Origin of the sequence: Psychroflexus sp. MES1-P1E (genome assembly GCF_002836055.1) — a bacterium.
Lineage (GTDB): Bacteria > Bacteroidota > Bacteroidia > Flavobacteriales > Flavobacteriaceae > Psychroflexus.
Genome location: NZ_PJBS01000082.1, coordinates 1 through 25,257, shown reverse-complemented (window position 1 = coordinate 25,257; position 25,257 = coordinate 1). Strand labels below are relative to the sequence as shown.

Below are 25,257 nucleotides of genomic sequence, written 5' to 3'. Positions count from 1 at the left end.
CACAAATAAAGTGGACAGACGACGGGGATTCTTATTTTAAATTAGAAAAAAATCAACTTGTTATCTATACGCTGCCCAATCAAGAGGTAAAAACAATTGTTTCAAAAAAACAACTTACCCCAAAAGGAAAATCAGAACCTATAGAGATCGCCAATTATACATTTTCATTAGATCAACAAAAAATATTAGTATTCACGAACACTAAAAAAGTTTGGAATGATAACACGAAAGGGGATTATTGGATTTTTAATTTTAAAACAAATACACTAACACAAATAGGCAAAAGCCTTCCAGAAGCCTCCCTGATGTTTGCGAAATTTTCTCCTGATGGGAACACTATCGCTTATGTTCATGAAAATAATTTGTATTATGAGGATTACGGAAGTGGCAAAATTTCACCGCTAACTACCAATGGGACGGGTTCCTTAATAAATGGAACTTTTGATTGGGCTTATGAGGAAGAATGGGGTCTTAAAGATGGATTTCGCTGGAGTCCAGACAGTAAATCAATTGCCTATTGGCAAATAGATGCAAGCGAAATAAAAAAGTTTTATATGGTGAACAACACAGATGCTATCTATTCTAAATTAATTCCCTTGGACTATCCTAAAGTGGGTGAAAAGCCGTCTGCATGTAAAGTTGGGGTTGTAAAACTTTCCAACGCTAAAACAACATGGATGAATATTCCGGGAAATGCCTCTCAGAACTACTTGGTACGGATGGAATTTATTCCTAAAACCAACAAACTTTTAATTAAACAATTAAACAGAAAACAAAATAAGAGCATATTATACATTGCAGATGCTTTAAAAGGAACCACAAAGAATATTTATGAAGAATCCGATGAAGCATGGATAGACCTGTATCCTAATTTCACCTTTTTAGAAAAAACAAATAGCATTCTTTGGTGGTCTGAAAAAGATGGATGGAGGCACTTATATCAGGTTTCCCTAGAAGGAAATCCAATGGTACAAATCACAAAAGGCAAATATGATGTCATCGACATACAACACATTAATTCAAAAGAAGGAGATGTATATTATTTAGCATCACCAAATAATGCAACTCAAAAGTATTTATACAAGACTAAATTAAACGGAAAAGGTGAAAAAGAGTTATTGAGTCCTGAAAGTTTAAAAGGAACCCATAATTATTCTTTTTCTTCAAACGGCGAGTATGCGGAACATACGTTCACCAACCATTATACGCCAAAAACCGCAGAATTTATTACGGTTGCCGATCAGAAAGCTTTGAGTGCAAAAGAAAGTATTGTTCTGAATATAAATAAATTAGAAGAAGAAAAAACAACCGAGTTCTTTACCATCACAACTGCAGACAATATAGAAATGGACGGATGGATGGTTAAACCATCAAATTTTGATCCAACTAAAAAATATCCAGTATTGTTTTTTGTGTATGGTGAACCTATCTGGAACACAGTACAGGACAAATATAATGTTAGTCGAAATTCTTTTTATTTTTATAATGGTAATATGGCTGAAGACGGGTATGTCTATATTTCGCTAGATAACAGAGGGACTCCTGCTCCAAAAGGAAGGGAATGGAGAAAGTCTATCTATAGAAAGCTTGGTGTTGTTAATATTAATGACCAGGCCATGGCCGCCAAAGAAATTTTGAAATGGAGTTTTGTAGATCCCGAACGTGTAGCTGTTTGGGGCATAAGCGGCGGCGGTACTGCTACATTAAATTTGATGTTTCGGTATCCTGAAATTTATAAAACGGGGCTTTCACTTTGCGCAATGGCCAATCAATTAACCTATGATAACATTTATCTAGAGCGCTACATGGGTTTACCCCAAGAAAATTTGGAAGATTTTATTAAAGGTTCTCCTATTACCTATGCTAAAAACCTAGAAGGAAATTTACTTTTTATTCATGGAACTGGAGATGATAATGTTCATTATCAAAATGCAGAACTCTTATTAAATGAATTGATAAAACACAACAAACAATTTCAATTTATGCCGTATCCAAACAGAGGTCATAATTTATTTAATCAAGGGGAAGAAACATCAGAACATATGTCAACGTTAATGACTAATTACTTGAAATTACACTGCCCTCCAGGAGGAAGATAGTCTTTATGGAAACACACCTAACTCATTAACTAATAAACGCCACAAAAGCCTTGGTTTGGCGAGATAATCATTTGATTACACAAGCTGATAGCCTTTTAATTAATGATAAAATAAATATGAAATTCACAAGAATATTTTTAATCTGCCAAGCAGTTCTTTTAAGCGGTGCTATTCATTTCAATGCTCAGACAACAAATGAGTTCTCTCCATTAAAACCTGTTTTAAATAACTAGTAACAAATTATGAAAGCACTCACTAAAAACAGAATCGAATCTATTGATATCTTAAGAGGTGTTATAATGGTGATTATGGCATTAGATCATGTCAGAGATTATTTTCATTTTGGTTCGTTCTTGGGCGCCGACCCATCAGCTACAGAAACTACCACTCCATTGTTATTTTTCACCCGTTTTATAACGCATTATTGCGCTCCTATTTTTGTATTTTTGGCGGGCACCTCTGCTTTTCTTTTTGGATATACTAAATCGAAATCGATACTGTTCAAATTTCTTTTTACTCGCGGTCTTTGGCTCATTTTTCTTGAAATGTTTGTCAATACTTTTATTTGGACTTTCAATATTAATTACAGTTTTATTATATTTCAGGTGATTTGGGCAATAGGATTTAGCATGATATGCTTATCGTTTCTAATCTTCCTACCAAAAAGAGTCATTTTGATTTTAGGAATTCTACTGGTCGCTGTTCATAACACTTTAGATAGCGTAATTGTGCAAGGAGACAGTGTGCAATCAATAGTGTGGTATCTGTTGCACCAACAAAATGTATTAGTCTACGATTCCGTCACTATCCTTTTGAACTATCCTGTTATTCCCTGGATTGGACTAATGGCTTTAGGTTATTTATTTGGGGGATTTTATCAAAAAGATTTTAATACCTCGTTGCGCAGAAAATGGCTACTAAGATTGGGGTTAGGATTAATTGCCCTGTTCTTTATTTTAAGAGGTATCAATATTTATGGTGATTTAATACCATGGTCTGTGCAGGAGACTACTACAAAAACAATTTTCTCCTTTTTTAGTATCACTAAATATCCACCTTCGCTATTATATCTTTGCATTACTCTTGGTCCTGCTATGCTCTTTTTACGCGCTTTTGAAACTACAAAAAACAAGTTAACCGATTTCTTTTTGGTCTTTGGAAGAGTACCCTTATTCTACTACTTTTTGCATATTTTAGTGATTCACTCTTTTGCTATTATTGGTATCTTAATCTTTGGCGGCAAATGGCAAGATATGATTTTTACCTCTGAAGGACCAAGTCAAAACCTTTTAGCTTATGGGTATTCATTGGGCGTTGTTTACCTTGTTTGGATTGGAGTTGTTTTATTCCTTTATCCTTTTTGTAAAAAATATATGAAATATAAAGCAAACAACAAGGATAAATGGTGGTTGAGTTATTTATAAAAACTTCGTATAAGATCGTTAAATAAAGTCTACACCCTAAATAGTTCGCTAAATGTTAATTTGTTAAAAACAGATCTCTAGTTTTAAAACTAACAATAATAAAAAGTAAATATGAAATTCACAAGAATATTTTTAATCTGCCAAGTCGTAATTTTAAGCGGTACGATTCATCTCAATGCTCAAACGCTAGACACTATTATTTCAGGCATGTCTTTAAATCGGATCCAACGCTATGAAACCTATATAAAGAAAGAAATAAACGAAGGTAAAATTCCAGGTGCTGTAGCGATGGTTTCGCGCAAGGGGAAAATCGTTTATAATGAATCCTTTGGATATCGAAATCTTGAAGAAAAGATTGCAATGGAAAAAGAAGACCTATTTTCTCTCGCATCGATGACAAAACCAATCATCTCAGTGGCTTTTATGATGTTATATGAGGAAGGTCACTTTTCATTGAAGGACCCGGTATCTATGTACTTGCCAAAATTTAAAAATCTAGTGGTAACTTTAAATGAGGAAAAAGGAAAAGAGGGTGAAACAGAACCTCTAAATAGAGAAATTACTATTGCCGATTTACTTACTCACACCTCCGGTATGTCTCATGGTTCTGGTAACAGCAAATTGGATCAGGATTTTAAAAGTGCCCGATATCGCAAACACAATACTGTTTTAAGTCGCGTAAACAGCTATCTGGAGATACCGCTTACAAGTCAGCCAGGAGCACAATTTTATTATAGTGCAGCTCCTGATGTGCTTTCTGTACTTATTGAGCAATTCTCTGGTTTGTCTACAATTGAATTTTTAAAAAAGAAACTGTTTATACCTTTAGAGATGTATGATACCGGGTATAACATAGCGCCAGCTGATCAATACCGCAGGGTACAATTACACGAACAAAATAAAGAGGGAAAGCTCATAAACAGTGCAACGCAACCTCCCATGTCTGGCAATACTATTTGGGCTGGTACAAGTGGTTTATTTTCTTCGGCTTCTGATTACTTGAAATTTTGTCAGATGCTCTTGAATAACGGAGAAAGCAATGGACAGCGATTCCTTAGCAGAAAAACCATTGACTTAATGACTACGAATCAGATCGGTGATTTATCACTGAAAACCATGCAGGGCCATAAATTTGGTCTTGGGTTTGCGGTGGTAACCGATGTTGCAGCAACCAAGGTTTTAGGGTCAGAAGGTGTTTATTTTTGGGGAGGTGCTTTTAACACGCATTTCTTTATTGATCCAAAAGAAAAAATCGTTGCTGTTTTCATGACACAAGTAGCTGCTTTTAGCTGGGAATATCACAATAAATTACAACAGCTGGTATACCAATCTCTTGTTGATTGATCGTAGTAAAATTGAAAATAGATATTAAAGTATCTTCAATCTTTTTTAAGTATCTATTTTACGCGCATACAACCGCTTGAAGCCATAAATCTATAAAAATGAAATTCTCAATTTACTACTTATTATTTTTTGCTTTTACGTGTATGTACTGTGCAATTAAGAAATCAAGCAACCCTGCCGAAATATCAGAAAAAGTAACTACCGGATTACCGTATTTAACCTATCAAAGAGAAAATTTATTTCCAGGTAATGGAAGTTTGTTACGGGCAGAAGACGGAGTTGCTTTAGAAGATGGAAGTATTGCTGTAGTGGATCAAGCTAAAGGGTTTCGGTTAATCGAGAAAGACGGTTCGAATCGCCCTTTTGGCAATTTCGCTGATGTGGACTTTAGTCTTGATGCACCCGAAAACACAACAGCCCCAAATGGAATAAATTTAGAACCCGATGGGAAACATCTTTTAATGTGTGATGTGGCAAGTGGGAAAATTTATCGAACCAACATCGCCTCTGAAAAGGTAGAATTAATCTACGATCATCCGTATGGAGTAAATTCTATTTACCGTGACAAAAAAGGAGCAATATGGTTTACACAATCTATGAAAAACACCACTTTAGAAGAACTGTGGGACCCCATTAAAAACTTGTTACGAAATGGAGCTGTTTATAGAATGGTTGACTTAAATAGTATTCCTAACAAAATTGCAGAGGGTCTTGTTTGCGCTAACAGAATTGCAATGGATAAGGCCGAAAAACAACTTTTTGTTGCAGAAACAGGCAGGCACAAAGTGCATTCGTTTGACGTTGGTTCTAGTAGCGGAAAAACAAAATACTCAGTAGTTGTCGCTAGTGTTCAATACCCTGACAATATTCTTATTGATACTGAAGGAAGGCTAATTGCCGCTTTAGTTTTAAACTATCAGGTCGTAGCGGTCGATTTAGAAAATCATTCTCAACACATAATTTTTGAGGGTGCTACGAAAGAAAATCTAGAAGTTTCTTCAGATTACAAGAGTCTACTTCCGGGATTTCTTACAGGGATGTTTTTTTCTGTAGATGGTAAAACCCTATACATCGCAAATTTAGAAAATAACCTCTAAAAATATGACATCACATAAAAACCTATTTCAATTATTTATCGAGATGGTTAGAAACAATTAATTAGGAAGTATTTTGAAAATATCTACGACTATCTTATAAAAGTTGATTTATTGATAATTAGAATAAATAGTAAACTTTAAAACAAATATAACATGATTAAATTAATTAAAATTAGTTCACTTTTAACTTTTGCCATTCTATTGAATAGCTGCATATCCGAAAATAAAGAGTTAGATGCTGCGCCTAAAAATCTAAAAGAAGAAAGCGCAAAAATAAGTACAAAACAAAAATATATAGGATCCACGGAAGAATCTTGGAAGCATTTCTATGAGACCTTCAAAGGCCAAGGGAAATTTGTAATGCTTAATTTAGTGAAGTATAAACCGATGGCTGACTATACGGGAATAGAGGTTTCGAATATTCAAAAAGACAAAACAGGAAAAGAAACCTATCAATACTATAAGAATCAAGTTGAAAAAATTTTAGAAAAAACGAAAGTTGGAAGCATCTTATATTATGGTGAAAGCCAAGATTTCTTAATTGGGCCGAAGGATGAAAAATGGGATGCAGTAATACTCGTCGAATATGACTCCATAGAAGTCTTTGTAAATTTTGTGGATAGTGAAGCTTATCAAAAAATTAGGGGGCATAGAAAAGCCTCTTTAGAAGACTCAAGATTGTTACCTGCTTCAAATGTTAACATTCAAGAGGTAGAAAAATAAAATATTGATACCGATGCTTGTAAAGTAGTATGTTGAAGTTCTTGAACAAAGAGAATAGGAAGATAAGGTTGATATGATCACTTTTTTAATTTTTAATAATAATAACAATATATTAAAAAAAGCTTCTCACTTCTAGGAGTTACTGGTTACAAAGTAGCAAGAATTAAGCGTCCAGCAGAGGAACTTTTTGATAGATACAAAAATAACTATTGGAGCTAAAGTAAGAATAGCACTGTCTTAAAAAAAATATGATAAATCTCAGACATTTATAAAGAGTAGGTTGCAATGGTAACCGTCGCGTTACCTAATAGTGTAGTTTAAACCAAGTCCAATTCATCAATTTACTTTAACAAAAAAAATAAAACACAATGAATACCATTAAAGAAACCATATTATTTTTTTCATTATTGCTTGCATGTTCATTTCAACTTTTCGCTCAAAACGACATACAGCAGAACTATACCAAAGAGGAAATTCAAATTGAAATGCGAGATGGTATAAAATTGTTTACTTCCGTCTATGCACCAAGAGACAAATCAATTTCGTATCCGATATTGATTACAAGAATGCCTTTTGGTAGCGAGCCAGACAAGGATCGCTATTCGAGATGGCCAAGCTATTTTCCGCATCTATTAAAAGAAAAATACATTCTAGTTTTTCAGGATGTGAGAGGTAAATATATGAGTCAAGGCGAATTTGTAGAAGTGCGTCCATACAACTCAAATAAAAAAAATAAAGAAACAGATGAGAACAGTGACGCGTATGACACCATTGATTGGTTGGTTCATAATGTCGACAACAACAACGGTAATGTTGGTGTCTTTGGGATTTCCTATATGGGGTTTTATGCAACGATGACCCTACCTAATGCGCACCCGGCTCTAAAAGCAGTTTCCCCGCAAGCGCCGGTCACCGATTGGTTTTTAGGAGATGATCGTCATCACAACGGTGCTTTTTTCCTGATGGATTCATTTCCAAAGTCTGCTGCTATGGGCAAACCTAGAAATGGCCCCACAAGACTTAGCTCAAAAGTCTCATTTGATTATTAAAATAAAGACAATTATGCTTTTTATAAAGAGCTTGGCCCGATTAAAAATATGCAACAAAAACCTACGGTACAAACGAATAAATTCTGGTCTGACTTAATAAAGCACCCAAACTACGATTCGTTTTGGAAAGCACGAAATGTGCTTCCGCATCTTAAAAATGTTGCACCTGCCGTGCTGGTGGTTGGTGGTTGGTTTGATGCCGAAGATCTATACGGCCCACTAAAAACATATGAAGCCATAGAAACACAGAATAAAACGGTTGAAAATAGCCTTATTATGGGGCCTTGGTTTCACGGGCAATGGGTCTTAGATGAAGGTGAAAAACTCGGAAATATTAATTTTGAAAGCAACACTCGAGCATATTTTAGAGATGTTGAATTAAAGTTTTTTAATTACCATTTAAAAAATAAAGGGGAGATGGACCTTCCTGAGGCTTCCATATTTATTACAGGAGCAAATAAATGGAAAGCCTTTAATGCTTGGCCCCCCTTAAATATTGAGAAGAAAGAGTTATTTCTGGGCTGTGATGAAAAACTTTCTTTTAGCAAGCCAGCAGCCACTGCTTGTTATGATGAGTATGCAGTGGATCCCAATAAGCCTGTACCTTATGCCGAAGGCATCCACCTGAAAAGAACAAAAGAATATATGACCGACGACCAACGCTTTGCAAGTCGAAGACCTGATGTTATGGTCTACCAAACAGCTATTTTAGAAGAAGACATCACTGTAGTGGGGGCTTTAAACGTCAATTTATTTGTGAGTACTACAGGGACAGATGCAGATTATGTTGTAAAAATGATTGACGTCTTTCCGAACGAATTAGAAAATGACCAACAAAATGACACGGACATTACGATGGCTGGCTATCAAATGTTAGTGAGAGGAGATGTAATGAGAGGTAAGTTTAGAAATAGTTTTGAAAATCCAGAGCCTTTTACACCGGGTCAAGTCACTGAAGTATCGTTTGAAATGCCGGCTACTGCGCACCAATTTAAAAAAGGACACCGAATAATGATTCAAGTGCAGAATTCTTGGTTCCCTTTGGTTGATATAAACCCGCAATCGTTTGTAAATATTTATGAAGCGGATGAGAAAGATTTTATCAAAGCAACACATCGCATTTATCATGACGCAGAACATGCCTCTAAAATATCGATTAGTGTTTTAAAAAACTAACAGCAACTGTAGATATCTCATTTTTAATTTATTAAGAAAGATAAGATGGAAAAAACTACCGTCAAGTACGAATGGTTAATCATATTAAAAATAAAAAAAACATGACTATTTTAAATTCATTAAAACTTGTAATAACTACAATGCTATTACTTATTTGTAGCACTATAGCATTTGGTCAAAAATTAGCCCCAAAAGAAAGAATATTAGCCCCAGACCAAACAATTACTTCTACTATAACTGGAAAAGACTACCAACTGTACCTTTCTTTTCCTAAAAATTATTCGACAAAAGACAGCATTACGTATCCCGTATTGTATGTTTTGGATGGTATGAATGCCTCTCGAATAATTAGTGGAATAAGGCCCTTAATGCATTTGGGAAACCAATTAGAAGATGTAATCATCGTAGGAATTGGTTCAGGACTTGATCCTCTTTCTTGGTACAATAATCGATATAATGACTATACAACATCTGTATCTATTCCTAGAGATGAAACTACTAGAGATAAAGCTAATGGATTGTGGGGAAAAAAATTTGATGTACCCAAAGGAAACTTTAAATCTGGAGGAGCAGCTAAGTTTCTTAAAATTATTAAAACAGAGATCGCCCCATACCTAGATAAAAATTATAAAACCAATGCCGATAGAGGTATTACTGGACACTCCCTTGGAGGGCTGTTTACGGCTTATTGTTTGGTGAATTCTGATGGTTATTTTACTCGTTTTGGTATCAACAGTCCTGCTATTTGGTGGGATAATGAAAAATTATTAAACCAAGCCGTTGCGCAATTCACTGAAAATAAAATTTGGGACTTGCCACAAACTAAAGTCTTTATTTCAGTTGGAGATCAGGAAGACAGTTTCATGGTGCCAACGATGATGAAATTCAGCAAATATCTTGAGGATAGTAATTATGAGAATATAGACTTGAAGTGGAAAATATTTGATGGAGAAAATCATATATCTGTTATTCCTGCTTCGCTAAGTAAAACGATAAATATATTATATCGTAAAAAATAAACAAAAACTTATCAAATATAAATTAAATGAAAAAAATATCCTTAGGTGTAACGCTGTGTCTATTCCTTTTTAATTTCGGATTTTCCCAGAAAATTACAGGGAATTTACTACACTTTAATACGAATCTAAATTTTTATAAGAGCGTACTATCTGCAAAACCGACAACGATTAATAGCCTGTCAAAAAACCGAGGTGCTGCTGCGCTATTAAATTTTGGAAAGGATTCCATTCCAGCCGTTGAAAAGGACAGCACACTAATACAGCAGAACTATACCAAAGAGGAAATTCAAATTGAAATGCGAGATGGTGTAAAATTGTTTACTTCCGTCTATGCCCCAAAAGACAAATCAATTTCGTATCCGATATTGATTACAAGAATGCCTTTTAATAGCGAGCCAGACAAGGATCGCTATTCTAAATGGCCAAGCTGGTTTCCGCATCTATTAAAAGAAAAATACATTCTAGTTTTTCAGGATGTGAGAGGTAAATATATGAGCGAAGGCGAATTTGTAGCAGTGCGTCCCTACAATCCAAATAAAAAAAAGAATGAAGTAGATGAGAACAGTGACGCGTATGACACCATTGATTGGTTGGTACATAATGTCGAAAACAACAACGGTAATGTTGGTGTCTTTGGGATTTCTGCTATGGGTTTTTATGCAACGATGACACTACCTAATGCGCACCCGGCTCTAAAAGCAGTTTCCCCCCAAGTACCTGTAACCGATTGGTTTTTAGGAGATGATTTTCATCATAACGGAGCCCTTTTCCTGATGGATTCATTTTCAAGTGCTGCTGCTATGGGCAAACCTATAAAAGGCCCCACAAGACTATATTCGAAGGTCTCATTTGATTATAAAAACAAAGACAATTATGCTTTTTATAAAGAGCTTGGCCCGATTAAAAATATGCAACAAAAACTACCCGTACCAAAGAATAAATTCTGGTCTGACTTGATAAAGCACCCAAACTACGATTCGTTTTGGAAGACACGCAATGTGCTTCCGCATCTTAAAAATATTGTACCTGCTGTTCTGGTGGTTGGTGGTTGGTTTGATGCAGAAGATCTATACGGCCCACTAAAAACATATGAAGCCATAGAAACACAGAATAAAACGGTTGAAAATAAACTTATTATGGGGCCTTGGTCTCATGGGCAATGGATTGGTAATGAAGGTAAAAAGCTCGGAAATATTAATTTTGACAGCAACACTCAAGCATATTTTAGAGATGTTGAATTAAAGTTTTTTAATTACCATTTAAAAAATAAAGGGGAGATGGACCTTCCTGAGGCTTCCATATTTATTACAGGAGCAAATAAATGGAAAGCCTTTAATGCTTGGCCCCCCTTAAATATTGAGAAGAAAGAGTTGTTTCTGGGCTGTGATGAAAAACTTTCTTTTAGCAAGCCAGCAGCCACTGCTTGTTATGATGAGTATCTAGTGGATCCCAATAAGCCTGTACCTTATGCCGAAGGCATCCACCAGAAAAGAACAAAAGAATATATGACCGACGACCAACGCTTTGCAAGTCGAAGACCTGATGTTATGGTATACCAAACAGCTATTTTAAAAGAAGACATCACTGTAGTGGGGGCTTTAAACGTCAATTTATTTGTGAGCACTACAGGGACAGATGCGGATTATGTTGTAAAAATGATTGACGTCTTTCCGAACGAATTAGAAAATGACCAACAAAATGACACGGACATTACGATGGCTGGCTATCAAATGTTAGTGAGAGGAGATGTAATGAGAGGTAAGTTTAGAAATAGTTTTGAAAATCCAGAGCCTTTTACACCGGGTCAAGTGACTGAAGTATCGTTTGAAATGCCGGCTACTGCGCACCAATTTAAAAAAGGACACCGGATAATGATTCAAGTGCAAAATTCTTGGTTCCCTTTGGTTGATATAAACCCGCAATCGTTTGTAAATATTTATGAAGCGGATGAGAAAGATTTTATCAAAGCGACACATCGCATTTATCATGACGCAGAACATGCCTCTAAAATATCGATTCGTGTTTTAAAAGAGTAACTGCAACTGTAGATATCTCATTTTTAATTTATTAAGAAAGATAAGATGGAAAAAACTACCGTCAAATACGAATAATAAATCATATTAAAAATAAAAAAACATGAATATTTTAAAACCAACACAACTTGCAATAACTACAATGCTATTGCTTATTTGTAGTACTATAGCATTTGGTCAAAAATTAGCCCCAAAAGAAAGAATATTAGCCCCAGACCATACAATTACTTCTACCATAACTGGAAAAGACTATCAATTGTACCTTTCTTTTCCTAAAAATTATTCGACAAAAGACACCATTACGTATCCAATTTTATATGTTATGGACGGTCAAATTAACTTTTCTACAATTAGAGGAATGAGAACACTTTTTGACCTTGGACCCTTGATAGAAGATGTCATCATTGTCGGCATTGGTACTTCAAATTGGAAAGTTAATAGATATCAAGACTTTACGCCATCTGTAAATACTTCTGAAGATGAAAAGAGGAAAGGAATGTTTAAATCTGGAGGAGCAGCTAAATTTCTTGAATCCATTAAAACCGAAATCACCCCATTCCTAGATAAAAATTACAAAACCAATGCTGACAGAGGGATTACAGGGCACTCCCTTGGAGGATTGTTTACCACTTATTGTTTGGTGAATTCTGATGGTTATTTTACCCGTTTTGGCATCAATAGTCCTTCGCTTTGGTGGGATAATGAAAAAGTATTAAACCAAGCCGTTGCGCAATTCACTGAAAATAAAATTTGGGACTTGCCACAAACTAAAGTCTTTATTTCAGTTGGAGATCAGGAAAGCAGTAGCATGGTACCAACAATGATGAGATTCAGTAAATATCTTGAGGATAGTAATTATGAGAATATAGACTTGAAGTGGAAAATATTTGATGAAGAAAATCATATATCTGTTTTTCCTGCTTCGCTCAATAAAACGATATATACGTTGTATGGTAAAAAATAAGCGTATAACAAGACCTTAAAGCCTCATAAAAACAGGAGACCACGAGATAGATTACTGCAGTGTGGCGGTGAAAGAATTCTTCGAGGTAGCAGTAAAAAAAACAATTTAATCAATAACAGAAATATGAAAAACACAGTACTAGCAAGCATCATATTCTTGGCTTTTAGCCTGAATGCTGTGGGACAACAAGGGGCCTTTGTAGACCATAAATTAGTACCTACAGTTGATTTTTTGAAATCTCTAACGCAGGCTCAAAGGAACAAAACGCAGATGCTCTTTAATGACAAATCTAGAATTCTCTGGCATTATTTACCTAGTTCAATGTTTCCTAGGGCAGGAATTCAACTGAATGAACTTGATTCCAGTCAGAAGGCCAAATTAGACGAACTTCTCAAGACTTTTCTTTCAAAAACGGGATATAATAAAACGATGAAAATCATCGATTTAGAAAATATCCTTTTGGAAATCAGTGGGGATTCAATACGGAGAAATCCTGAAAAATATTCGGTAGCATTTTATGGAAATCCTGAAAAGGACCGCTTATGGGCTTTCTCTTTTGAAGGACATCATGTTTCTCTGAATTTTACAATTCATAACGATAAAGTTGAAATTGCTCCCCTATTTTTAGGAGCAAGTCCTGCAAGAATTCTTTCTGGACCCAGAGAAGGTGAGCGCACTCTTCAAAAGGAAGAAGACCTAGGTTTTGAATTGATAAACTCATTATCAGAAGAACAAAGGAAAGTGGCACTATTTCAAGAGAAACCATTTTTTGACATTGTAACAGGGAAATCCACAGAAGTCAAACCTTTAAGTCCCGTAGGAATTATGTATAGTCAGTTAACCAGGAATCAACAACTTATTTTTTTAAAACTTCTTGATGAATATCTATCAACCCTGCCCGCTGAACAGGCCAAAAAGAGAATGAATAGTATTAAGGATCAAGAAATAAATGAGGTAAGATTTGGATGGGCCGGAGCAACTTTGCTAGGTGAAGGTCACTATTACCGGATTCAGGGGAAATCTTTTTTAATTGAGTTTGATAATGTCCAGGACAAATCCAATCACATTCATACCGTGTGGAGAGATTTTGATGGAGATTTTGGTAGGGATATCATTAAAGAACATTATAAGAATTCGGATCATCACAAACATGAATAATAACGATGCCTAACAAAATAAATAAGCCATACCATTCCGGATACTGCTCAACAACTTAAAAAAAGACACATGATAATCATTCAAGTGTAAGATTTTTGGTTCCCTTTGGTTGATATAAACCCGCAATCGTTTGTAAATATTTATGAAGTGGATGAGAAAGATTTTATCAAAGCGACACATCGCATTTATCATGACGCAAAACATGCCACTAAAATATCGATTCGTATTTTAAAAGAGTAACTGCAACTGTAGATATCTCGTTTTTGATTTATTTTTAAATTCAAGATAAAAAGAACTACCGTCAAGCACGAATAATAAATCATATTAAAAATAAAAAAATGAATTCTTTAAAACCGTTACATTTTAAATTCACAGCAATAGTATTGCTCATTTGCGGTAGTTCCTTATTTAGTCAAAAATTAGCCCCAAAAGAAAGAATATTAGCCCCAGACCATACAATTACTTCTACTATAACGGGGAAAGAATATAAATTAGAAATCTCATTCCCTAAAAGTTATTCAACAAAAGACACCATTACGTATCCTGTTTTGTATTTTTTGGACGGTGAGTATGCCTTTCCCACGACCAGAGGAACAAGAGAGGTTTTAGATTGGGGAAACCAAATAGAAGATGTAATCATCGTAGGAATTGGTTCGGGACTTAACTTTCTTTCTTGGTACAATGATAGATTTGACGACTACACGCCGTCAAGAGATACTGTTTGGGAAAATGACGCAAGTTATGGTAAAAATGCAATTTTAAAAGGAGCTTTCACAACTGGTGGCGCAGCTGAATTTCTTAAATCAATGAAAACCGAAATAATCCCATTCGTAGATAAAAATTATAAAACCAATGCTGATAGAGGTATTACAGGACATTCGGCTGGAGGGCTTTTTACTGCATATTGTCTAGTGAATTCTGACGGTTATTTTACCCGATTTGGCATCAGTAGTCCTACGCTTACTTGAGACAATGAGAAACTATTAAACCAAGCAGTTACTAAATTCAATAAAAATGAAGCTTGGGAATTACCATCAACCAAAGTCTTTATTTCTGTTGGAGGAGAAGACTATCCCAATTATCTCTATTGTTTCGTTAAGTTTTACTCCACTCTTGAAAGGCGTGCCTATCAAAATGTACATTTACAATGGCAAGTCTTTGAAAAAGAATCACATATGTCAGTAATACCAGCAAGCATGAGTAGAATACTATCTGTTTTGTATGGTAAAAAATAAACGTATAACAAGACCTTAAGGCCTCATGAAAATAGGAGACCACGAGATAGATTACTGCAGTGTGGCGGTGAAAGAATTCTTCGAGGTAGTCATCAAAAAAAACAATTTAATAAATAAAAGTAAAAATGAAACAAATACGATTCACCAAAATAAATGCCATGCCTAGAAATATAATTATAATCCTTTTTTTATTAGCAATAAGTAACTTAACGGCGCAGTCTAAACAACAATTTGCAAACCTTGGTGACTTCACTACGATGGGTGGTGAAATTATTAAAAACTGTAAAGTAGGCTATAGAACTACCGGAACATTAAATGCAGAAAAGACCAACGCCGTATTGTGTCCCACGGGCTTCACTGGTAAAAGTGAAAATAGTGCCGTCAATCGTGTGATGGATACTACTGGGTTGTTTGTCATTATGGTAGATGCGCTTACCAATGGGGTCTCTTCCTCTCCTTCAAATACACCTAATTTTCCTATGGTAACAATTACCGATATGGTGCACTCACAGCATCAAATGCTGACTAAACATTTAGGTATTGACCATTTGTATGCCGTAATAGGGGTTTCTATGGGAGGAATGCAAGCATTTGAATGGTTGGTCACTTATCCCGATTTTATGGATAAAGTAGTTCCAATCGTTGGCACTCCAAAACAAACGTCATACGACTTAATGGCTTGGCAAACAGCTGCAGATATTATCATTGCAGCAGATGAACAAGAAGGAGATATGAAAGAAGCTCTAAGGCTTGCTCATAATATTGAACTGATGCACCTTGCCTCTCCAAACTATATCGTAAACAAATTTCCAGCAGACAGTGCAACCATTGCCCTTAAAGAAGGAGCAACTTCTCTGGATCCTTACGACTATCTTGGTGGCGTGAAAGCCATGATATCTCAGGATATATACAAGAGTTCAAAACAAAATATCGACACTATTAGCGCTATTATAAAAGCAGATCTTCTGGTGATTGTAGCAGCTCAAGACCATGTTGTACACCCTTCATCTGCCTCTCAATTGGCCAAAAAATTGGCAGCACCATTGGTCACTTTAATGGGGGATTGTGGACATATAGCTTTTTTTTGTGAGTCTGAAAAAGTGAAGACTGCTGTTACCGAATTTTTAAAAAGAAACTGATTGCAATAATGTATTAAAACAAAGCGGTAGAAAAAAAACAAGCACAACAACTCTTCAAAGCACGAATTATAAATCATATTAAAAATAAAAAAACATGGATATTTTAAAATCATTAAAACTTATAATGACCACAGTGCTGTTACTTTTAATTAGTGCTATAGCATTTAGTCAAAAGTTAGCCCCAAAAGACAGAAAAACAGAGCCAGATCATACCATTTACTCCAAGATAAGGGGAAGAGATTATCAATTGTACATTTCTTTTCCTAAAAATTATTCAACAAAAGACACCATTACGTATCCTGTTTTGTATTTTTTGGACGGTGAGTATGCCTTTCCCACAACCAGAGGAACAAGAGAGGTTTTAGATTGGGGAAACCAAATAGAAGATGTAATCATCGTAGGAATTGGTTCGGGACTTAACTTTCTTTCTTGGTACAATGATAGATTTGACGACTACACGCCGTCAAGAGATACTGTTTGGGAAAATGACGCAAGTTATGGTAAAAATGCAATTTTAAAAGGATCTTTAACAACTGGTGGCGCAGCTGAATTTCTTAAATCAATGAAAACTGAAATAATCCCATTCGTAGATAAAAATTATAAAACCAATGCTGATAGAGGTATTACAGGACATTCGGCTGGAGGGCTTTTTACAGCGTATTGTTTGATAAATTCAGATGGCTATTTTACTCGATTTGGTATCAGTAGCCCTTCATTTTGGTGGGACAATCATAAATTATTAAACCAAGCCGTTGCACAATTCAGGGAAAATAAAACTTGGGATATACCGCAAACTAAAATTTTTATTTCCTGTGCTGAATATGAAGGGACAAGATTTATTCCCGCAATGCAAAAGATACAAAGATCTCTTGAAAATGCTGATTATAAAAACATCGAATTGAGGAGTCAAATATTTGAGAGCGAATCACATCTTTCCGTGTGGCCTGGCAGTATAAGCAAAACTCTTATGACTTTGTATGGTGAAAAATAAATGAATTGTAAAAGATTTTTAAAAAATACTATAGCCAATAATGCATATAAAAAATAGGCGAAGTGGTAATAAAATCTGGGCTTTGGGCTCGAATCAAACTTTGTGCTTAACGAAGAGTTTAGTACATCGAAATCGCTTACTTTTTATATAGTAACCGTGGCGCTTTATAAAACCTAACTTATGAGATTTTCTATTTCAATTTTACTTGTCTTGATCTTTTTCAAGTCAACTGCTCAATCATACGAATTACCAACAGTACATCTTGAAGAATTAACCTTCATTGAAGTAAAGGATGCCTTGAACAATGGTGTGAAATCTGTAATCATACCTACTGGAGGAACTGAGCCCAATGGTCCTCATATGGTTCTTGGAAAACATAATTTTAGGGTAAAATATCTTGCACAGGAAATTGCTTTAAAACTCTCCGATGCAATTGTGGCTCCAACTATTGCTTATGTACCTGAAGGTCGAATTGATCCTCTTGAAGGTTGGATGAATTTACCTGGGACAATTCACCTACCAGAGAAATATTTTATGAAACTAATTGAATACGCTGCTAGAAGTTTCAAACAACATGGATTTAAAGATATCATTCTTATTGGAGATAGTGGAGGAAACCAAAATGGATTAAAAAAGGTTTCAGAATCTCTCAATCTTGAATGGAAGGATACCAATGTCAGAGTTCATTATATATCAGAATATTATAAATCAAGCTCTATTTCAACTGTTCTGGATTCACTAGAAACGGAAGGATTTAACCCAAAAGATTTTGGAGAACACGCAGGTTTGACACACACTTCGAGATTACTTGCTATAAATAAAGAATTATTAAGAGTAGATATTATGGAAACCTTGGAATACAATGATTGGAGCATTGATGAAAATCGTAGATTAGGCTATGGTGGTAACCCATCTCAATCTTCTGTTAAGATTGGGATTAGATTAAACAATGCTAAAATTCTAGATTGCGTAGACCAGATCAATAAATTAAAAGACGAAAGTAGAAAATAACAAAGCACAACAAAGTATTGTGGTAAAAAACAGGTAAAATCTCATTAATTTTCACTGTTTTACTCCTATAGGTTTTATTATATATGAATTCTGATTTTGCGATAGAAAATGCCTGTTTTAGTAACTTATTACAAACTGCAATTAAAGCTAATTTTATACGCTTCCCTTTTACGACTATGCTATCATAAATTACCTTACACCCTTTCTTATATGCACAGGCATTAAAGCTGCACATAAATACTAAATTACAGCTTTTGATATCCTATTTTACGAATTCGTGCTCTACCAAGTGCACTAGATCCACTTTGCCTAATTATAGGGAGGTAATCCTTTATAACTACAGAACTCACTTCCACTTGTAAAACGGTCGAATCCATCAGTTAAAACCACTAAAATTAAGGATGTTTTCTTGCCTATTTCTAGAATACTTTTTAAACGTGTTAAAATATCTTTGTGCACTTCATTTACCAACTCCAATAGCTTTTCTTCTATGGTAGCTATTTCTTTTTTGAGTTGTCTTAAACTCCTTTTTAATGAAATAACAACATATTTATTAGCTTGTCCTAAAACAGCTACTTGAGGTAATTTATTTCTAACATAATGCTTTGTTTGGTATACACATTTTTAATTTATATGTCTAATTTAGTGTTTTTATTAAAATGCTAACTTAAGTCGTGTATACTCAATTGCTAGTGCAAGCTTACTTCCAAAAAATCCTCGCAGATTTGCTTTGTCGGTAATTATATATTAATTTGACTTCTTGAAACAGGCAACAACAAGGTACAAAAAAGTTATATTTGAAAATTATGAAAGACTTAAAAGTAATTTATTTGATTGGGATGCTCTTTTTTATGGGCTGTTCAAATAGTGGAAGTGAAAATAGTACAACGGAACCAACGGAGGTCTCTTCATTTTGGGGAATGAAACACGATGTTGAAACCGAAATATCATATGGCGACAACCCGGAGCAGAAATTAGATGTCTATAGTCAAGGCCAAAGTATTGGCGAACCGAATTTCTGGCTGCCTGATACCATAAATCACCCAACTTTGATTTACTTCCATGGCGGTGGTTGGATTGGCGGTTCAAAAGAGGATGCAACGCTTGAACTGATTCCCTACCTAGAGCGAGGCTGGAATATTGTAAATATAGAATACCGAAAGGGTAAAAATACTGCGCCTAAAGCTGTAGACGATGCTATGTGTGCAATCTCTTGGGTCGCTGAAAATGCGACTAGGTTCAACATCGATCTAGAAAATATTGTCATATCAGGTGATTCTGCAGGAGGTCACTTGGCGCTAATTACCGGACTACTCAATACAATTCCCGATAGCCATAATTGTTATGTTGGTAATCAATTGAAAATAAAGGCAATTGTCAATTGGTATGGTATTACAGATATTGCGAAAGTTGAGAATTACTTAAGGACTAAAAAACCGGAGTGGAACTACGCAGGGTCTTGGATAGAGGGTCTTGAGCGGATAGATAGTATATCGGCATCTTATTCTCCTGTGAAAAAGATAACATCTGAAACACCTCCGATCATTACTATACACGGAGAGTTAGATGCAGTTGTGCCATTTGATCAAGCTGTTACCTTTCATGACCTGTTGAATGAGGTTGGAATAAAGAACGAATTGGTTTCTGATCCAAAAGGAAAACATGCAGGATTTAGTGAAAAACAATTCAAACATATATACTCTAAAATATTTAATTTTTTAGATGATGTAATTGAATAGAAAATGAGAGCGCAAAGTGTTTTTGTAATAACAAACTTGAGGTAACACCTTGTTTATAAGATCACTGCTTTTAAATTAAAGCAAGGACACTTTTCTTGTTCTTTATCATTTAACATTTTAAGGTTTTTAAAAATAATAAAAACGCCCTCTTATACTCAAGTGATGCCTAGCTCATTTTTGTCTGACGTTATATCGTTATTGTAGTGCTGTCCTAAGTAAACGTATAGTTTTTATGTTTCACAGCATCTTTCTAAACCTCTTTATAAAAGTGGCGTTTTTATTTTATAAAATTTATGAATTGATAGTTAAAAGAAATAATAAACCTTAACATAGATAAACATGCTTAAATTAATTAAAATTAGTGCACTTTTAACTGTTGCCATTCTATTGAATAGCTGTGTATCTGAAAATAAAGAGGCAGACGCTGCGCCTAAAAATCTAAAAGAAGACACCGCAAAAATAAGTACAAAACAAAAATATATTGGAACTACAGATGCCTCTTGGAAGCATTGCTATGACACCTTCAAAGGCCAGGGGAAAATTGTAATGCTTAATTTACTGAAGTATAAACCGATGGCTGACTATACGGGCATGACAGTTTCGAACACTCAAAAAGACAAAACAGGAAAAGAAACCTATCAATACTATCTAAAACAAGTTGAAAAAATTTTTGAAAACACAAAAGTTGGAAACATATTATATTACGGTGAAAGCCAAGATTTCTTAATTGGGCCGGAGGATGAAAAATGGGATGCCGTAATACTCGTTGAATATGCTTCTCTAGATGTCTTTGTAGATTTTGTTAAAAGTGAGGCGTATCAGAAAGTTACTGGCCACAGAAAAGCTTCTTTAGAAGACTCAAGATTGTTGCCTGCTTCAAATGTTACTCCGAATGAAGTCGGAAACTAAAGGATTCATCATGATGTTTATTCCGCATCATGCTTAAGTTTTTTAATTGTCTCATGCCAAAGGATTCTTGTAAAATAAGAATAATTAGAGACCCGGTTTTAGAACCTCATTATTTTTAAAGCCAGTTTTTTTATCTCGCAAAGGTTTAACAACTAGGTTAAAGGCTGTATTTTCAAAAGTTACCGATTACAGCGAACAGCACTCAGCATCGCTATGACTAGAGTACCGCCAATGCCCTTAAAAATTTACAGTGCATTGTAAAATAATTTTGGAAGTTTTATAGATGGCAATTTGTTATTTACTTCAAGATAAAAACACGAATGCTAAAACAGCACAGCAGTAATTAGGCCTATGCGCCTGCTTTCATAAAATTTTTTGGATTTTCTATTTGGTTTGTGTTTACTAAATTAAGTATGTTTAATAATTAATAAATAATTTTTAATAGTATTACTATGAAAAAAATAGCACTACTATTAGCACTTATCTCTGTGTTTGGGTGGAGTCAAGTAAAATCAGGTACGTCTTATTCGGAGCACCCAGCATATGATGTAATTATAGAAACTTACCGAGTATTTAAATCAGGAACTGAGGCTGAACTAAGAACGCTGTATGCTGAGGACGGTAAAATATAGGGTCTAGGCAACATCGAAGCAGGCACTGCAGATACTAAAGTTAGTAACATGCTTTGGTGGCAAGAGAAATTTAGCGATATTAAAATCACTGTGTTGAAAGGTGCTACACCAGACATCATTAAATATGAGAGTGATAAAAAATGTGTTTGGACTACGGACTGGATGGTATTCTCTGCAATGAATAAAACCAGTGGATTACCTGTTAAGTTGAATTTTCAAACGAATAATTATGTAACAAACGAAGGGAAAATTACAATGTCAGCTACCCATTTTGATAATGAGTCAGCTGGTGATCAAATTCAAGCGTCTTTAGGAATGCATAGAAATAGCCGCGTATATGATGAACACCCAATTGAAAAAACGTTGAATAAGATGGTTGCACATTTTGAGGCTGAAAAAATCTCGGAACTGGCAACTTACTTTGCAGACGATGTAGCGTTTTACGGCTCGGGTGTAAACGGAAAATTAAATCTTGAAGAACGCACCGCTGTGTGGCATCAAGAAGTGATAGCAAGTAGCGTACGTAATTTTCAGCAGTCAGGATATCCAGATGCTATTTATTATTCAAAAGACGAAGGTCAATGGGTTGTTCAATCTTGGTGGTGGGTAAACAATACTAATGCAGAAACAAAAGAAAAAACTCGCAAATATTTGCAAATGAATCATCACTTTAATGAGGACGGAAAGGTTATGAGATAAATTTTATACAGGGTTAATTAAAAGTAAATAAATCTAATATATTTTTTTAAAAATTGAAAAGAACAAACCCGCTTTAGTAAAGGTTTATTCTTTTAAATAACCTCTTTATTTTTACCAAAGTTATACCATTACAAAGTTCCACTACCTTTTGGGATACAAGAATTTTAACGCTTATTTAGTAGTCTCTTTTTATCTGGGTTATTCTGTTTTAAATCGTTTTCTTTTTTTAGAACAAAGAAGCATGGAGAAATTCATATTAATATTATTTAGAAATAAAGAATAATTCATAAATGTTGCAAAAACAGAAAAAGTTAACAGTATTTTAAAAGATGAATTTTATCGGTAATCCACAAATTAGGAGCATAGCGCATGTCAAGAGCGCAATAAAAAATTGGATTAAATTATATAATGAAGCAAGATTACAACCATCTTTAGAACATAAAACGTCTAATTTTGCCTTTAAATTATCAGAGTAAATTTAACTTTAATCTTTAGTTGTATTTCAAGGTAAGAGATCATAAAAAATCAATTTTTTTTCTAAAGATAATTATGACATACTTTTTTACTCTATTTTCGAAAAAAAATAGGGAAAAAAAGGAGTATTCAAAAAAATATTTTTTTTATTCACAACAAATTTTACAGCAACTATTTAAAAAAAAAGATGAAACAAATTTTTACAATACTTCTGTTTTTTGGATCAATTACATATTCGTTTTCCCAAAAATTAAATAATCAACAAATTGAAAGTGACCTTTACAATTCTTATCAAAAAATATTGTCTTTAAAAAATGGGGAATATGGACATGAATATGATTCACTTGCGATTGTAAATAATAATTTTAAAGATAAAATAGAAAAATACACATCCACATTTCCAACAATGATGGCTTCAAAATTTGACTCTTTGCGAAAAGACTCTAATATGTTCATTGTTGATTCAGAGGATCAGCTAATGAAAATATACAGTTGGAATACTTGGATGGGCGGATCAAGACCGTTTTTTGCAAACATTTTCCAATACAAAGTGGGTACTAAAGTTTTTTCAAAAGTTGTTTATAACCAACCCTATTCTCCCGGCGGCGATAACAATCAAAATAATTTTGAAAATTTCCCTTTTTACTCTCAAATTTTCACACTGGAAGCAAATAATAAAAAATATTATCTTGGTATTAATAATACGATACATTCCGGAAAAGATGTAAGTCAATCGCTAAGAATTTTTACCATTGATGAAAACCATTTAAATGATTCAATAGCATTGATTAAAACAGAAAATGGTTTTGTGAACACCATCGATTTTAACTTTAACTTTTTCAATCTGTCTGATAGACCTGAGAGACCTTTCCGTTTAATTAAGTATGACAGCAAACAAAAAATCATATCCATACCAACACTAGATATCAAGGGGAACCTGTCCGATAATTTAATACGTTATCAATTTACAGGACCATATTTTGAACTTTTAGAAACACCTAAAAATAACGAAACGAATGAGGTAGGTATTGGGTTTGTTGCTAGAAAGAATCCCGAGTTTACAAGTACTAATAATGACAACATTTTCTCCGACAGTAAACTTACGGAAAAATGGAATTCTGGCGAAGTATTCCCGTTTCTTGAGCAACCAAAAAGCGGTATTTATCATTTTATTTGTTTAGAGAAAACAGACAACTATTACAAAATACTTTTAAATGAAAGTGATATTGCCTATGTACCAACCTCTGAAATTACCGAAGTATATAAAGAAGACCACGGAAGTGGAAAAACAGTGAACAGACCGGATGGAAGTTATTACTTTACAACTTGGGATTCCGTTTTATCTGCCGCAGAGGTGAGCCGGTTAACTAAAGACAATCCAATTTTAAGAGATTTGAATGACCAAAGTCAAATAATTGAGAACAATTGCGGATATGACTTCCTTTTCGTTAATGAAGTGTATCAGGCTAGAAATGGAGCCTATTGGCTAAAAATTAGTTTCTCTGCTGAATGTGAAGAATCTCAGGAGGAAGGCACAAAAATGGTGGAAGGCTGGATCAAATGGAGAACAGAGAACAAGCTATTGATTGCTATATCATTTCTAAATCTACAATGTTGATACTAGTTTAACTAAGTACAAGATGACAAAGAATGGAAAACTATTGCAGGTAATAATGAAAATTGGTTAAGTCTAAATAATCAATTTTGGTTTGAAAGTGCCACTAAAGGTAAATTAGGAGTCATGTATATGGAGTAACTAGACAACTTTCCAAAGCGCTATTAATAAAGTTGGATGACTTTTTGACGATTTCTTCGAACCTAATTATGTACCCGTAAATAATACTCAGGGGAAATTAAAAAGACCTATTACTGAAGCACTTAGAAAAGGAATACAAACCATTCTTAATGTTGAAGAAGTTAAGACGTATCTCGAAATAATAAATTTAGGAATCCTCGCCAAAAGCATGCTTGTTTTTGAGGATAAGTCAGGTACTTCATTAATTTTAGAAGGAGGTAAGATTTTTATGGAAGATAAGCCTGAAAAACCTTTTCAAACTTCTATTATTCACAAATTGAATCGGTAGATAGTGTAAGTTTTACTTATTATCAAAATGAACGAAAATTTATTAATGCATCAAGTGCGCAATCAGCTCTTGACTATTATAGGGAAGCAATGGGTAAGTTCACGCAAACCAAAACCAAGCTAGTAGCTGCGAAATACTCAACTATTTAGGATTTACAGAAATTAATAGTCCGAGTATCTCTTTTTAATAATTATCCTAAATTGCTAGAAAATGATTTAAAAAAGACAATTCCTTTTTTGTTATTTAACAAAAATTTAA

At 34.4% G+C, this 25,257-nt stretch carries 18 protein-coding genes and 1 pseudogene; all 19 read left to right on the top strand.

Going from position 1 to position 25,257, the window contains the following annotated elements; genetic code table 11:
• On the top strand, positions 1-2,099 hold a 2,099-nt coding region (locus CXF67_RS01015), incomplete at its 5' end, for a S9 family peptidase (protein ID WP_102087051.1).
• A gap of 242 nt (positions 2,100-2,341) precedes the next feature.
• Positions 2,342-3,523, top strand: coding sequence for an acetyltransferase domain-containing protein (locus CXF67_RS01010; protein ID WP_102087050.1), 1,182 nt, complete (start codon positions 2,342-2,344; stop codon positions 3,521-3,523).
• Positions 3,524-3,634: 111 nt separating this feature from the next.
• Positions 3,635-4,867: a serine hydrolase domain-containing protein gene (locus CXF67_RS01005; RefSeq protein WP_102087049.1), complete on the top strand. Its 1,233-nt coding sequence runs from the start codon at positions 3,635-3,637 to the stop codon at positions 4,865-4,867.
• A gap of 98 nt (positions 4,868-4,965) precedes the next feature.
• Positions 4,966-5,964, top strand: coding sequence for an SMP-30/gluconolactonase/LRE family protein (locus tag CXF67_RS01000; RefSeq protein ID WP_102087048.1), 999 nt, complete (start codon positions 4,966-4,968; stop codon positions 5,962-5,964).
• 153 nt (positions 5,965-6,117) lie between these two features.
• Positions 6,118-6,687 carry a DUF1330 domain-containing protein gene (locus tag CXF67_RS00995; protein WP_102087047.1) on the top strand — a complete coding sequence of 190 codons (570 nt, stop codon included), beginning with the start codon at positions 6,118-6,120 and terminating at the stop codon, positions 6,685-6,687.
• A 368-nt stretch (positions 6,688-7,055) separates the two neighbouring features.
• A pseudogene (locus tag CXF67_RS00990) lies at positions 7,056-8,912 on the top strand (CocE/NonD family hydrolase).
• A 101-nt stretch (positions 8,913-9,013) separates the two neighbouring features.
• Positions 9,014-9,931, top strand: coding sequence for an alpha/beta hydrolase (locus tag CXF67_RS00985; RefSeq protein ID WP_180957861.1), 918 nt, complete (start codon positions 9,014-9,016; stop codon positions 9,929-9,931).
• Between the two features lie 26 nt (positions 9,932-9,957).
• A complete protein-coding gene (locus CXF67_RS00980; RefSeq protein ID WP_102087045.1) occupies positions 9,958-11,967 on the top strand; it encodes a CocE/NonD family hydrolase in 2,010 nt (669 codons plus the stop codon).
• A 100-nt stretch (positions 11,968-12,067) separates the two neighbouring features.
• Entirely contained in the window at positions 12,068-12,928 is an 861-nt protein-coding gene (locus CXF67_RS00975) for an alpha/beta hydrolase (protein WP_102087044.1), read from the top strand.
• A gap of 123 nt (positions 12,929-13,051) precedes the next feature.
• The gene (locus CXF67_RS00970) at positions 13,052-14,086 is read left to right on the top strand and encodes a DUF3500 domain-containing protein (protein ID WP_102087043.1); all 1,035 of its coding nucleotides are present in this window, start codon (positions 13,052-13,054) and stop codon (positions 14,084-14,086) included.
• A 338-nt stretch (positions 14,087-14,424) separates the two neighbouring features.
• Positions 14,425-15,054, top strand: a complete 630-nt coding sequence (locus CXF67_RS00965) for an alpha/beta hydrolase (RefSeq protein WP_102087042.1) — start codon at positions 14,425-14,427, stop codon at positions 15,052-15,054.
• Positions 15,055-15,446: 392 nt separating this feature from the next.
• Entirely contained in the window at positions 15,447-16,460 is a 1,014-nt protein-coding gene (locus tag CXF67_RS00960) for an alpha/beta hydrolase (protein ID WP_102087041.1), read from the top strand.
• A gap of 94 nt (positions 16,461-16,554) precedes the next feature.
• Entirely contained in the window at positions 16,555-17,451 is an 897-nt protein-coding gene (locus CXF67_RS00955) for an alpha/beta hydrolase (RefSeq protein WP_102087040.1), read from the top strand.
• 180 nt (positions 17,452-17,631) lie between these two features.
• The gene (locus CXF67_RS00950) at positions 17,632-18,462 is read left to right on the top strand and encodes a creatininase family protein (protein ID WP_102087039.1); all 831 of its coding nucleotides are present in this window, start codon (positions 17,632-17,634) and stop codon (positions 18,460-18,462) included.
• Between the two features lie 806 nt (positions 18,463-19,268).
• Entirely contained in the window at positions 19,269-20,201 is a 933-nt protein-coding gene (locus CXF67_RS00945; protein ID WP_102087038.1) for an alpha/beta hydrolase, read from the top strand.
• Positions 20,202-20,540: 339 nt separating this feature from the next.
• Positions 20,541-21,110: a DUF1330 domain-containing protein gene (locus CXF67_RS00940; protein WP_102087037.1), complete on the top strand. Its 570-nt coding sequence runs from the start codon at positions 20,541-20,543 to the stop codon at positions 21,108-21,110.
• Between the two features lie 452 nt (positions 21,111-21,562).
• Positions 21,563-21,742, top strand: a complete 180-nt coding sequence (locus tag CXF67_RS00935; protein ID WP_102087036.1) for a hypothetical protein — start codon at positions 21,563-21,565, stop codon at positions 21,740-21,742.
• 48 nt (positions 21,743-21,790) lie between these two features.
• Positions 21,791-22,441 carry a hypothetical protein gene (locus CXF67_RS00930; RefSeq protein ID WP_102087035.1) on the top strand — a complete coding sequence of 217 codons (651 nt, stop codon included), beginning with the start codon at positions 21,791-21,793 and terminating at the stop codon, positions 22,439-22,441.
• A gap of 661 nt (positions 22,442-23,102) precedes the next feature.
• On the top strand, positions 23,103-24,533 hold the full coding sequence (locus CXF67_RS00925) for a hypothetical protein (RefSeq protein WP_102087034.1): 1,431 nt from the start codon (positions 23,103-23,105) through the stop codon (positions 24,531-24,533).
• The last annotated feature ends 724 nt before the right edge of the window (positions 24,534-25,257 follow it).

Bases quoted from the DNA above. Each gene is read 5' to 3' on its own strand.
- CXF67_RS00955 (WP_102087040.1), top strand. From the start codon at position 16,555: ATGGATATTTTAAAATCATTAAAACTTATAATGACCACAGTGCTGTTA.
- CXF67_RS00940 (WP_102087037.1), top strand. From the start codon at position 20,541: ATGCTTAAATTAATTAAAATTAGTGCACTTTTAACTGTTGCCATTCTA.
- CXF67_RS00950 (WP_102087039.1), top strand. From the start codon at position 17,632: ATGAGATTTTCTATTTCAATTTTACTTGTCTTGATCTTTTTCAAGTCA.
- CXF67_RS00980 (WP_102087045.1), top strand. From the start codon at position 9,958: ATGAAAAAAATATCCTTAGGTGTAACGCTGTGTCTATTCCTTTTTAAT.
- CXF67_RS00925 (WP_102087034.1), top strand. From the start codon at position 23,103: ATGAAACAAATTTTTACAATACTTCTGTTTTTTGGATCAATTACATAT.
- CXF67_RS01000 (WP_102087048.1), top strand. From the start codon at position 4,966: ATGAAATTCTCAATTTACTACTTATTATTTTTTGCTTTTACGTGTATG.
- CXF67_RS01005 (WP_102087049.1), top strand. From the start codon at position 3,635: ATGAAATTCACAAGAATATTTTTAATCTGCCAAGTCGTAATTTTAAGC.
- CXF67_RS01010 (WP_102087050.1), top strand. From the start codon at position 2,342: ATGAAAGCACTCACTAAAAACAGAATCGAATCTATTGATATCTTAAGA.
- CXF67_RS00960 (WP_102087041.1), top strand. From the start codon at position 15,447: ATGAAACAAATACGATTCACCAAAATAAATGCCATGCCTAGAAATATA.
- CXF67_RS00930 (WP_102087035.1), top strand. From the start codon at position 21,791: ATGCTTTGGTGGCAAGAGAAATTTAGCGATATTAAAATCACTGTGTTG.
- CXF67_RS00985 (WP_180957861.1), top strand. From the start codon at position 9,014: ATGACTATTTTAAATTCATTAAAACTTGTAATAACTACAATGCTATTA.
- CXF67_RS00935 (WP_102087036.1), top strand. From the start codon at position 21,563: ATGAAAAAAATAGCACTACTATTAGCACTTATCTCTGTGTTTGGGTGG.
- CXF67_RS00965 (WP_102087042.1), top strand. From the start codon at position 14,425: ATGAATTCTTTAAAACCGTTACATTTTAAATTCACAGCAATAGTATTG.
- CXF67_RS00975 (WP_102087044.1), top strand. From the start codon at position 12,068: ATGAATATTTTAAAACCAACACAACTTGCAATAACTACAATGCTATTG.
- CXF67_RS00945 (WP_102087038.1), top strand. From the start codon at position 19,269: ATGAAAGACTTAAAAGTAATTTATTTGATTGGGATGCTCTTTTTTATG.
- CXF67_RS00995 (WP_102087047.1), top strand. From the start codon at position 6,118: ATGATTAAATTAATTAAAATTAGTTCACTTTTAACTTTTGCCATTCTA.
- CXF67_RS00970 (WP_102087043.1), top strand. From the start codon at position 13,052: ATGAAAAACACAGTACTAGCAAGCATCATATTCTTGGCTTTTAGCCTG.